This window comes from Marinibaculum pumilum (genome assembly GCF_042646425.1).
GTDB classification, from domain to species: Bacteria; Pseudomonadota; Alphaproteobacteria; order Ferrovibrionales; family Ferrovibrionaceae; genus Marinibaculum; species Marinibaculum pumilum.
This window is the reverse complement of record NZ_JBHRTR010000031.1, coordinates 451,617-462,288: the sequence shown is the minus strand read 5'-3', so window position 1 is coordinate 462,288 and position 10,672 is coordinate 451,617. Positions and strand designations below refer to the sequence as shown.

Sequence of the window (10,672 nt, the reverse complement as noted above, 5' to 3'; positions counted from 1 at the left end):
CCTGCGCCCCGCCCGACAGAAAAAGCTGCTGCAAATCTACCGGCAACGCCTTGACACAAGCCGCCTCATATAAGCCCGAGAAGGACAGATTTTCTATCAAACCTGGCCGGGCCCTAGTTGATCGCCTCCAGCCCGCCCTTCGACAGCCGGTCGCGATAGTCGGCCATGAAGGCTTCCAGCTCGTCGACCTCGGCAATGGCGGCGGTGAGCTGGCGGATATCGCTGGCATTGCGCTGCAGGCTGTCGGTGACGATCTCGAAGGCACTGGCCTCGGGCGTGCCCTCCAGCCGCGCCAGGAAGCGCTGGCGCAGCGCGTCGATCTTCTGGTTCTCCCCGTCCAGGGCGAGCGAGATGGCGAGCTGCAGGATCTGCCGCCGTTCCTCGGCCGACAGCGGACCTTCCTGGCGGGCCGCCTGGTCGGCGAGCGGCTCCAGGGTCGCGGCCGTCGCCTTCCAGTTCTTGGCGCGCCAGTTGATCTCCGCCCGCAGCCGGGCGGAACGGCCGTCGTCCAAGCCGTCCAGGGTCTGCAGGCCCTCGGCATAGCGCCCCAGGTCGGCCAGGGCCCTGGCCCTGAGCTGCCGCCGCTCCAGCACGAGGGGCTCGGGCAGGCCGCTCTCGGTGCTCTCCTCCAGTGCCGCCAGGGCCTTTTCAGGCTGTTTGTTCAGCAGGTCGATGACCGCCAGCCGCGCGCCCACCCGGGCGCGCTCGACGCCGTCCAAGCGGAAATTGACCTGATGCTCCATCAGCTCGGCCGCCTGGGTCAGCAGGTCGACGCCGACCAGGCGGTCGGCGAGCTTGCGGATCATCTCGTCGCCATCCTCGCCGGTCGGGGTCAGCTCGCGGAAATCGTAGTACAGCGCCAGCGCCGTCAGCGGGTCCAGCTTGTCGGCCTCGCCCTCCAGGAACAGCCGGCGGAAGGCGCGCGCCATATCCTCCGCCACTTCCGCGGAGTCGGTGGCGCGCTCCGGGAAATAGACGGCCGCCTGACGCAGGGTGATCAGCCCGTCGCGATAGTCGCCGTCTTCCAGGTACAGTTCGCCCAGCTTGCGCAGCAGGTTGTATTCGAAGGGTCCGCCCCGCCACGCGTAGCGCAGGCCGTCGATCTGGTCGATCAGCTCTGCACGGGTGATGTCCTTGTTCTGGAAGTCCAGGATCGCGCGCGCATAGAGCGCCTTCACCCGCACCTCCATGTCGCCGGAGTCGATCGCCTTCTCGAATGCGGATGTCGCCGTCTTGAGGTCGTCCAGCGCCGCATTGGCCCGCGCGCTGGTCAGCTGCGCCCAGGCTTCCTCGGCGCGGGAGGGCTCGTCGAGTTCCTGGAAAGCCTTCAGCTCCCGCAGGGCGTCGCGATAGGCGCCGACCTCCACCATCGCCCGGGCCGCCGCCAGGCGTATGCCGCTGCGCAGGTCCGGCGGCAAGTCGTCCAGCGCCCCCAGCCCGTCGCGGTACTGCGTGATCGCCTCGTCCCAGTTCTGCTGCTCGACCGCCAGGACCGTCCGCCACAGCGCGATTTCCGGATATCCGTCCAGCGCGGGCGCCTTCAGATCCTGCGCCGCCTCTTCCAGCCGGTGCATCTGCAGCTGCGCGAGGCCGCGCATCGCTTTCATTTCCGGGGCCAGCTCCGACAGCCCGCCCTGCATGTCCCTGTAGACCTCGATCAGCCCCAGGACGTCGGCGGCGAACCGGTGGGCGAACAGGAACCGGATGATATCGCGCTGGCGATCGAGCCTCTCGCCCCCCGGCGCGACCGAGAAGGCGTAGTACAGGCGGTCCTGCATCTCGATGAAGGGGGCCTCGTCGCTGCGTCGCCAGTCCGCGATCGGCAACAGGCCCTCCGTCGGCCGGTCGACCTGCAGGCGTGCCTGCTCCGTCGCCGCCAGCAGCAATCCGGTCACCACGTCGATCGCGATGCCGTTCGGCACGCCGCGGACCTGGACCGCATCGGCCCAGGGCTTGACCACCACGCCCTGCAGGCTGGGCAGCAGGGTGAACTGGGCGAACTGCCGGCTGCCCCTGACGCCGAAGCCGGCGAAGCGCAGCGGCATCACCAGGATGCTGTCCCCCACCACCGGGTCGCGCAGGGAGAAGGCGCGCTGCTGCGATGGGTCCACCTCCCCCGTCGGCAGGAAGATCCGCGGCTGGTCGGTCGCGGCCTCGACGATCACTTCCAGCGGCGTCGCCGGGTCGCGGCGGTCGCCGGGTTGCAGGTCGATCACCCAGTCCAGGCCGCGCCGCGCCAGGGCCGGCGTCATCACCAGATCGCCCGCCTGGTTCAGTCGCAGCACGGTCGCGGCGGAACCAAACTGCTGGCCGCCACCGGCCAGCAGCTGCGGCCGCAGGGCCTGCAACGCACCGAGGTCGAGCTGCACCGCCTGGTCGAACACCAGCCACAAGGTCTGGTCGCGCCGGAACGCCGCCGCCCCAGCAACCCGTTCGAAGGGAAAGGTCAGGGTGATGCCGTTGCCGTTGCGCTCCGCGCCCACCGTGATCGATGGCAGCACCTCGCCATCGGGTCCGGTCACCGGCGTCAGCGGCGCGACCTCGACCGGCATGCGCGGCGGACCCGCTTCGGTCAGCCCGGCCGCACTGGACGCCGTCTCGGCCGCCGGCATGGCCGGGGGAGCGGTCTCCGTTTCGGTGGCGGTCTCCGTTTCGGTCCCGGTCCCGGCTTCCGTCCGGGTCTCGGTTGCAGTCGCCGGAGCGGCAGGTGGAGTGCCGGTCGCGCTGGCATCGGTCTGGGCCGGCGCCGGCATTTCCGCCTTCTCCTCCACCGGGGCCGGCAGAATGTCGACGATGACGGCATTGCCGTTCCGGAAGTGCCGCAGGCGATAGCCCGGCAGCATGTCCAGGGTCACGGCCAGGCGATCCCTGCCCTCCTCGGCGAAGACGCCGGTGACCGGCGGGGGCAGGTTCCGGCGCAGCGCTGCGAGGTCCAGCCGCGCCGGGCGATCGAAGCTGAGCGTGGCCAGGGGGCCGTCCCGGGTCACCCGCAGCCCGGCATCGACCGGCCAGTCGAAGATCAGGCGCGAGAAGTTGGCGCGCTCCTCGACCTTCACCGGGATCTCGGGCGCCTGCGCGCGGACGGTCGCGGACAACATGGCGATCGCCGTCACTGCCGCCAGCAGCCAGAGCATGACCGGCAGACGGCTTCGCGACGCTGCCGACACGGGGCATGCGCGGCCCGCGCCGCGCGATGGTGGAACCGCTCCGGTCATCGCGCCGTGCCACCCGGTGAGCGAAGTGAACCACCTGGCGGCGCGGCGGAGCGGCCACTGCGGATCACTATATCCACCCGGCGGGCCAGCCGTTCCCCGTCCGGGCCACTGGCGTCCGGCATTTCGTCGTCGCCATCGCCCCGGCCCATCGGCACGATCGCACCGGTGAAGCCGGCGCGCTGCAGCGCCTCTGCCACGGCAACGGCGCGGCTGAGGGAGAGCTGCCAGTTTGCCTCGAACAGGCCGGCATCGCCGCCGACCGCGCCGGCATGGCCCTCGACGGCGACCTGGTTGCGCACGGTGTTCAACAGGTTGGCCATGTTGTTCAGGGCCGGGATCGCGTCCGGCTCCAGTTCCGCACTGGCCGGCTGGAACAGCAGGTCCGTGGGCAGCGAGACCACCAGCCTGTCATGCCGCCGGATGATGTCGCCCGCCTGCAGCAGGGGGACCGAAGCAGCCTTGGATTCCAGGACGGCCCCCAGATAGGTCAGATCCGCGCCCAGCGAGACGGTGATGTGCGGCATCTCCGTGAGGTCGTTCTGCTCGCCCAGGCTTGCCGCCGGGTTGCTGCGCCGCAGGCTGTCGGCCAGCGATTCCCGGATCGCCTGCCAGGTCATCGGGTTGGTCGTGGACAGGGCGAACATCAGCACGAAAAAGGTCAGGATCAGCGCGATCAGGTCGGCCATCGTGACCATCCAGATCGGTGCCGGGATCTTCTCGCGCCGCTTCAACGTCTCCGGTTCGGGAATCCGCAGGCGGCGGTCGCGCGCCTCGACGCGCCGGCGCTCCATCTCGGCCTGGGCCTGGAAGTCGGCATCGCGCAGTTGCGCCGGCGTCTGGAAAAGCTCCATTGCCGGTCAGCCCCCCTCCGCGCCGGCGCCTGAGGCAGCAGGCGCGGTGCGGTCGAGCCGCAGGTTGAGAACAGGGCCCTCGCCGCCCGGCGAGCGGGCCGGCCGCGACGGCGCGAAGGAGACGAAGTTCTGTTCCGCCTCGACCAGTGTGAAGACCCGCATCAGAACCTCGCCCTCATCGCCTTCGGCTTCCGCGCTGGCAGGCCGCAGGGCGATGCTCATCTCGCCCGCGGCGGCGCCGTCGCCGGCAAATGCGGCCGCCAGATGCCCCAGCCGCGCGATGGCGAGTGCCCGCGCCTCCTGCTGTTCGGCGGTCAGGCCCCGCCTTGCAGTATCCGGTCCGGCGGGGTCGGGGATGCTGAGTTCGAGGCGGTGGTCGATGCCCTGCGGTGCGGTGCGGATCAGGCCGGCGATCTGGCGGACCAGCGGCAAGCGGGTCCGGCGCACCGTTGGCCGGCCACGGGAAAAGAGCTCGAACTCCGGAAAGCGGACCTGCAGGACACGGTCGCTGTTCAATGCCGTCTTGATCCCGGGCAGGTCCCGGTCGAAGACCCCCTGCAGGGTTTCCGACAGTTTGTGGGCGGCAGAGTCGGCCTCCGCTTCCAGCCGCTGACGGCTTGTGGGCAGATTGGTGGTCTTGTCGCCACCGAACGAGGCCTTCACTTCCTGGATGATGTCCAGGCTGCTCTTCTCGTTGACCTCCGAGAGAGCGGTGAGAAGGATGAAGAACGCGAGCACCAGGAGGAACAGCGACAGGAATACCATCGTACTCGTGTCGCGCTCCGCCGGGAGATCGTGATGCGGTTCATCCATGCCTAGTCGAAAAAGGCGTCGATATCGTCCTGGCTGTTGGCCTTGTTGGGGAGTTGCGGGCCGTTCAGCAGGTCCGACTCATCATAGGTGTCTTCGGCGGCTTTGTCGCTCTCCTCGGCCGCCTTCCGGTTCAGATCCTCGGCCGGCAGGCCGAACGTCTCCGTGAGGTTGAGGATCTTCGCCTCGATATGGCGCAGGGTGGAGACCACCTTTGTGATCCGCTGCCCGGTGATGTCCTGGAAGTTCGACGCCTCGAAGATCCGGTTGCCGATCTCGTTCAGCCGCTCGCTCTGCGGACCGGAAAGGTCGCGCGCGATGGTCTGCACCTCCTCGGCAGCGTCCAGGAACACTCCGGTCGCCTCTTCCGTCGCCTGCACGACGGCATCCAGCTGGTCGGCGGCCTCCGGGATCCGGCGATGCCGCAGGTCACCGACCTCCAGTGCCTCGAGTTCCTTGTGCGCCCGCCGGATATACTCCGCCAGATCGCGAAGCTCGTTCTGCAACTCGATATCGGCGGACGTGATGTCGCCGTCCAGGGTCGTCAACAGGTCGATCACCATGTTGCCTACTTCGCCCAGCGGCACGGTCTCGCCCTGCTCTTCCTGCAGGTGCAGCAGACGCGCTTCCAGGCGCTGCGAAAGGTTCTCGGCATCGGTCGTCCGACGGGCTGCGGCGCCGGCGGCATTCACGGCCATCTGCTGGGTCATGAACAACCCTCCCACCTAGCTGGGGCTGTGACGCATGCACCGCGGGCACCGCGCCACACCTGCCGGCCAGGATGGCCGCCGGGAACCGCTGCGATGCCCCGCACTATCGCCACCTTTGCGCCCATCAGAAATCCCCGAGCACCGCCGTCAGCTTGCGCTTCAGGGTTTCGGCGTTGAACGGCTTGACGATGTAGTTGTTCACGCCGGCCTGCTTCGCTGCCACCACGTTCTCGGTCTTGCTCTCCGCCGTGACCATGATGAAAGGCGTCGCCTTCAGGGTGTCGTCGGCGCGCACTTCCTTCAGCAGCTGCAGCCCGGTCATGGGCTCCATGTTCCAGTCGGAAATCACCAGGCCGTAATCGGCCTCCCGCAGCATCTGGAGCGCGGACGCCCCGTCCGATGCCTCGTCGACATTGTTGAAGCCGATCTGCTTGAGCAGGTTGGAGATGATCCTCAGCATCGTCTTGTAATCATCGACGATGAGAACCCGCATATCCTTGTCTACTGCCATATTCTCGTCCCGCCCCTGAACTCCGTTGCCGGGTGCCTGTCCTCACGATCCCGCCCGCACCGCGTCACATGCGGCCAGGTCGGAACCGACTGTAGATGCAGATTATCGCCGCGGTCCTGTACGACTGGTTAATGCGTCGGGATTTTCCGTCCTGATGAACCGCCCGCCGAAACCGCGCCGGCGCCGCAACGCCGGCGCCGGATGCCCGCCGCTCAGTTGGTGCCCGGCAGCTGCCGCCGGGTCGCCAATTCTACGGTCACCTTCTGCGCCCGGTTGGCGTCCATCTCCGCCAGGATCGGGGCGAGCGACCGGCTCTTCATGTTCTCGGCCACCTCCAGCAGGACGTTCATGTCCAGCCGTTCGAAGATCCGGGCGGCATCCTTCGGCTTCATGTTCTGGTAGATCTTCACCAGGGAATCGATCTGCCGCTGGCGCTGCTCGTCATATTTGATCAGCAGCGAATCGATCTGGCTCTCGATCCGGCGCAGCTCGGCGATCCGTTCATCGATGCGCTTTTCCGTCGCGGCCAGCAGGTTCTCCCGCATCTCGATCTGGCGTTCGCGCGCGTCCAGCTCGTCGCGCCGCCGTGCCAGGTTCTGCAGCAGCTCGATCTCCGCCTGGGAGAATTCCGCCGGCGAACCGGAGGACGCGCTGCCTCCCTGCGCCGCGCCGCCCTCGCCCGCCGCGCCCGACACCGCGCCGCCCTGCGCGGTCGGTGCCGCCGGCACATCGGGCCCGCCCTCGCCGCCCTCGCCGCCCTCCTGACCGGCATTTTCGGTCTGGGCCTGGGCGGTCTGGGCCTGGGCGGAGTTGATCACCGCCTTGCGGCCCTGCGCCCCGGCTTCAGGCGTTTCCTCCGCATTCGCGCGCGCCGACAGCGCGAAGCGCCGCGCCGCCTGATCGCCGCCGGGGGTCAGGTCCTGGCCGCCGGCCGCGGCGGCATCGGCCTGCCGCGCCCCCGAACCAGCGGATCCGCCACCGGAACCGGCATCGGCCAGGCTGCCGGCGGCCGAAGGCGCCGGTGCCGCCGGTGCGGCGATGATTGCCTGCTCAAGCCCGCTCCACACATCGCTGACCTTGACTCCCAACAGGATGAGCGCCGCAACGATGGTTACCGGAATGATCCTCACGACATTGAGCATGGTTCTGCCTGTTCCCGGACCGCCGGGGCATCTTGCGCCCGCGGTCCGATTTGCCTTACTGCGGCCGACGCCGCCGCCATTGCAGCGGCGCCCCCGGTCATTTCGTCACTTCACCCGCCGCAATGCCTGCAGCAGCTCGTTTTCCGCCTCCGACCGCGGGGTCGCGGGCTTTTCGCCTGCCGGCACGTTCTCGCCCACGCCGCGCGGATCCGCGCCGGTTGCCGTCGGGCTGGCGGCGCGGCGCGCGGACTGCATCCGGCCGTCCAGCTTCTCCGCCATGCGGTCGCCCGCATCGATCATGAACGACAGGTCCTCCGACAGGGCCTGTGCGCGCTTCACCTGTTCCTGCAGCCGGGTCGCGATCTCGCCGCCGGCCTGGCGCAGGTCGGCAATGCCCGTCTTCGCCTGCACTGTCGCGCGATCAAACTCCTGGATCAGGTTGATCATCTCCGACTGGGCCGACCGCATCACCTGCAACCTTCGGTTCAGAAGAACGCAATAGGCGATGGTGACGGCCAGCAGCAGCACCAGGATGATGTCGAGGGCGAGGGAAAAGCTCATGATGTTGACGCCGGATGTCCGTTGCGCTTCAGCCGGTGGTCGACCCGGATCGCGATATGCTGGCCGACGCGCCCCATGCGCCCGGCAACCATGGGTACACCGCCGCACCGAAGTTCGACCACGGCGTCGGGGGTGGCGTTCAACAGGACCGTCGTCCCGACCTTGAGGTTCATCACCTGCCCCAGGGTCATCACCTGTTCCTCCAGAACGGCTTCGATATCGACGTCAGTGGACCAGAGTTCCGTTGCCAAATGGTTTTCCCAGATCGAATCACGGCCGAATTTTTCGCCCATGAACATCTGCAGCAGGATCTCGCGCACCGGTTCCAGGGTGGCATAGGGCAGCAGCAGCTCCAGCCGGCCGCCGCGATCCTCCATGTCGACGCGCAGCCGGGCCACGATGGCGGCGTTCGCCGGCCGGGCGATGGTCGCGAAGCGGGGATTGGTCTCGATCCGGTCGTAGTTGAAGTCGACCTTCGACAGCGGCTCGAACGCCGCCTCCATGTCGTCGAGCACCACGTTGACCATCCGCTCCACGAGGTTCCGCTCGATCGTCGTGTAGGGACGGCCCTCGATCCGCATCGCCGCCGTGCCGCGGCGGCCGCCCAACAGGACGTCGACGATGGAATAGATCAGCGAGCTGTCGACCGTCAGCAGGCCGTAATTGTCCCACTGCTCAGCACGGAACACCGACAGGATCGCCGGGAGCGGGATGGAATTCAGATAGTCGCCGAAACGGATCGCGGTGATGTTGTCGAGCGACACTTCGACATTGTCGGAGGTGAAGTTGCGCAGCGAGGTGGTCATCAGCCGCACCAGCCGGTCGAACACCACCTCCAGCATCGGCAGGCGTTCGTAGGACACCATCGCGCTGTTGATGAGCGCGCGGACACCTGACTTGTCGCCGTCGGAATCGGTCGATGCGTCGAAGCCGAGAAGGGAGTCGATCTCGTCCTGGTTCAGGATGCGGGTCGACTGGCCCCCGCCCATATCGTCATCGTCGTCGTCGCCGTCGGCCATGGCCTCCCATTCGGCGGCCATGGCGTCCTGATCGCCATCGCCGCCACCGGCCATCTGCTCCCACTCGGCAGCCATCTTTTCCTGGTCGACGTCGTCGTCGTCACCATCCGCCATTCGTGCACCCGCTGCGTTCCCGCCGGTCCGGCGGGATCCATTCAGGATTGTACGATCATCTCCTTGAAGAGGACGTCGTTGACCTTGATCGGCCGCACCGCCGTATTGATCCGGTACAGCAGCTCTTCCTTGATCCGGTACAGGCCGGCCGAGCCGGACACGTCCTCGGGCCGCAGCTCCCGAAGATAGATCTGGAAATTGTCCATCACCCGGGGCACCAGCCGCTCCAGGTTCGGCAGTGCCGTCGGGTCGTCAAGCTCCAGCGCCACGCGCAGCTTCAGATAGGAGGTCTGTCGCCCGCCGGCATTCAGGTTCACGAGGATTTCAGGCAGGTCGTAGAATACCACCGGCCGGTTCGGATCGTCCGGCGGCAGTGCCTCGGCGGCCTGCTCCTCTTCCTTGCCGCCGCCCATCAGACCGTCGAACAGGCCGGCCACGAACGCGCCGGCGAGCCCGCCGACCAGGACCAGCGGCAGCACGACAAGCAGCACGAGGCGCTTGCCGCTCCATTTCTTCTTCGCCTGGCCGCCTTCTGTGCCGTCGTCGTCTTCGACGTCCGCCATCACTTCCGCTCCGACTGACTCACTGGCGGGGCCGCCGGCGACCGCCGTACCAGCCGGCGGCAGCCTTTGCCGCCCCGCGCCCGGGACGGTCCATCCAGCCCGCGCGCCCGCGGAGATTCTTCCGCGGAAATCAATGGCTTGTACCACATAAATCGCGCGCCGTCTCTGTCGCGGCGGCGCTGCTGCCGGGAGGATCGGCTGGCCTTCGCCGCTTCGCTCCCGGGCCGGAAGGCAAGAATTGCACGGCCATCGATTCGCCGCCCTGCGGCCGGTCGGGAGCTGCCCGGCTGGAACTGCCGGGCAGCCCGGTCATATCCATTAAGCTATTGATATAAATAAGATATTTTTCTGGCACGTCACCTGCATATAGAGGCGCAACAGCGGCCCTGAGCGGGTCAGAGATGGCAATCAGAAAGCTGCCGGGACAGCCGGCGCGGAGCCGAGATGGAAAACACGATCTACATCGCATTGTCGCGGATGACCGCCCTGCGCCGGCAGATGGATATCGTGGCGAACAATGTCGCCAACATGAACACGACCGGCTTCAAGGGCGAGCAGGTGCTGTTCGAGGAGTATATCGAGCGGCCGCAGGACAAGGAGCCCACCTCCTATGTCCGCGACTTCGGCATGCTGCGCGACCTGACCAACGGACCGATCACCCCGACCCTGCGGCCGCTCGACGTGGCGATCGAGGGCGACGGCTATTTCGCGCTGGCCGGCCCCGACGGCGAACTCTACAGCCGCAACGGCGCCTTCACCCTGAACGCCGACGGCGAGCTGACCCATGTCAGCGGCTTTCCGGTGCTGGGCGACAATGGCCAGCCGATCGTGATCGAGGATCAGACCGACCGCCCGAGCATCGACGCCGCCGGGGTTATCACCGACGCCAGCGGCCTTGAAGTCGGCCGGCTCGACATCGTGACCTTCGAGGACGAGCGCGAACTGCGCAGCATCGGCGCCGGCCTCTACACCACCGAGCTCGCGCCCCAGCCGGCGGAGGACTTCACCCTCACGCAGTACGCGCTGGAGGGTTCGAACGTCAACGCGATCACCGAGATGACCAAGATGATGGGCCTGCTGCGCCAGTACCAGTCGACGCAGCAGATGATCGACCGCAACGATTCGCTGGATCGCAAGTCGATCTCGCGGATCGGCCAGCCGGTCTGATCGGCCAGA

Annotated in this window: 10 protein-coding genes; 1 reads left to right on the top strand and 9 read right to left on the bottom strand. The window is 67.6% G+C overall.

Going from position 1 to position 10,672, the window contains the following annotated elements:
* Window positions 1-113: 113 nt before the first annotated feature.
* The 9 genes from ACFOGJ_RS19595 to ACFOGJ_RS19555 form a co-directional block, all read right to left on the bottom strand.
* Window positions 114-3,134 (bottom strand): hypothetical protein, encoded by a 3,021-nt coding sequence (locus ACFOGJ_RS19595; protein ID WP_379903674.1) that lies wholly within the window; start codon window positions 3,132-3,134, stop codon window positions 114-116.
* A 77-nt stretch (window positions 3,135-3,211) separates the two neighbouring features.
* The gene (locus ACFOGJ_RS19590) at window positions 3,212-4,066 is read right to left on the bottom strand and encodes an OmpA/MotB family protein (RefSeq protein ID WP_379903672.1); all 855 of its coding nucleotides are present in this window, start codon (window positions 4,064-4,066) and stop codon (window positions 3,212-3,214) included.
* Between the two features lie 6 nt (window positions 4,067-4,072).
* Window positions 4,073-4,831 carry a hypothetical protein gene (locus ACFOGJ_RS19585; RefSeq protein ID WP_379903670.1) on the bottom strand — a complete coding sequence of 253 codons (759 nt, stop codon included), beginning with the start codon at window positions 4,829-4,831 and terminating at the stop codon, window positions 4,073-4,075.
* Window positions 4,832-4,881: 50 nt separating this feature from the next.
* The gene (locus ACFOGJ_RS19580; protein WP_379903668.1) at window positions 4,882-5,586 is read right to left on the bottom strand and encodes a protein phosphatase CheZ; all 705 of its coding nucleotides are present in this window, start codon (window positions 5,584-5,586) and stop codon (window positions 4,882-4,884) included.
* A 124-nt stretch (window positions 5,587-5,710) separates the two neighbouring features.
* A complete protein-coding gene (locus ACFOGJ_RS19575) occupies window positions 5,711-6,097 on the bottom strand; it encodes a chemotaxis response regulator CheY (protein WP_379903666.1) in 387 nt (128 codons plus the stop codon).
* Between the two features lie 212 nt (window positions 6,098-6,309).
* On the bottom strand, window positions 6,310-7,239 hold the full coding sequence (locus ACFOGJ_RS19570) for a MotE family protein (protein WP_379903664.1): 930 nt from the start codon (window positions 7,237-7,239) through the stop codon (window positions 6,310-6,312).
* Window positions 7,240-7,344: 105 nt separating this feature from the next.
* Entirely contained in the window at window positions 7,345-7,800 is a 456-nt protein-coding gene (locus tag ACFOGJ_RS19565) for a DUF6468 domain-containing protein (RefSeq protein WP_379903662.1), read from the bottom strand.
* Complete coding sequence (gene fliM, locus ACFOGJ_RS19560; RefSeq protein ID WP_379903660.1) at window positions 7,797-8,933, bottom strand: flagellar motor switch protein FliM; 1,137 nt, start codon at window positions 8,931-8,933, stop codon at window positions 7,797-7,799. Before fliM ends, ACFOGJ_RS19565 begins: the two co-directional genes overlap by 4 nt.
* A gap of 41 nt (window positions 8,934-8,974) precedes the next feature.
* The gene (locus tag ACFOGJ_RS19555; protein WP_379903658.1) at window positions 8,975-9,496 is read right to left on the bottom strand and encodes a flagellar basal body-associated FliL family protein; all 522 of its coding nucleotides are present in this window, start codon (window positions 9,494-9,496) and stop codon (window positions 8,975-8,977) included.
* Window positions 9,497-9,940: 444 nt separating this feature from the next.
* Here ACFOGJ_RS19555 and flgF point away from each other — a divergent pair, with 444 nt between their 5' ends.
* Entirely contained in the window at window positions 9,941-10,663 is a 723-nt protein-coding gene (flgF, locus tag ACFOGJ_RS19550; RefSeq protein WP_379903656.1) for a flagellar basal-body rod protein FlgF, read from the top strand.
* Window positions 10,664-10,672: the final 9 nt, after the last annotated feature.

What these genes read in the sequence shown, in the direction of transcription:
- ACFOGJ_RS19565 (WP_379903662.1), bottom strand. Translation starts at nt 7,800, where the DNA reads ATGAGCTTTTCCCTCGCCCTCGACATCATCCTGGTGCTGCTGCTGGCC.
- ACFOGJ_RS19570 (WP_379903664.1), bottom strand. Translation starts at nt 7,239, where the DNA reads ATGCTCAATGTCGTGAGGATCATTCCGGTAACCATCGTTGCGGCGCTC.
- fliM (WP_379903660.1), bottom strand. Translation starts at nt 8,933, where the DNA reads ATGGCGGATGGTGACGACGACGACGTCGACCAGGAAAAGATGGCTGCC.
- ACFOGJ_RS19595 (WP_379903674.1), bottom strand. Translation starts at nt 3,134, where the DNA reads ATGCTCTGGCTGCTGGCGGCAGTGACGGCGATCGCCATGTTGTCCGCG.
- ACFOGJ_RS19585 (WP_379903670.1), bottom strand. Translation starts at nt 4,831, where the DNA reads ATGGTATTCCTGTCGCTGTTCCTCCTGGTGCTCGCGTTCTTCATCCTT.
- ACFOGJ_RS19575 (WP_379903666.1), bottom strand. Translation starts at nt 6,097, where the DNA reads ATGGCAGTAGACAAGGATATGCGGGTTCTCATCGTCGATGATTACAAG.
- flgF (WP_379903656.1), top strand. Translation starts at nt 9,941, where the DNA reads ATGGAAAACACGATCTACATCGCATTGTCGCGGATGACCGCCCTGCGC.
- ACFOGJ_RS19555 (WP_379903658.1), bottom strand. Translation starts at nt 9,496, where the DNA reads ATGGCGGACGTCGAAGACGACGACGGCACAGAAGGCGGCCAGGCGAAG.
- ACFOGJ_RS19590 (WP_379903672.1), bottom strand. Translation starts at nt 4,066, where the DNA reads ATGGAGCTTTTCCAGACGCCGGCGCAACTGCGCGATGCCGACTTCCAG.
- ACFOGJ_RS19580 (WP_379903668.1), bottom strand. Translation starts at nt 5,586, where the DNA reads ATGACCCAGCAGATGGCCGTGAATGCCGCCGGCGCCGCAGCCCGTCGG.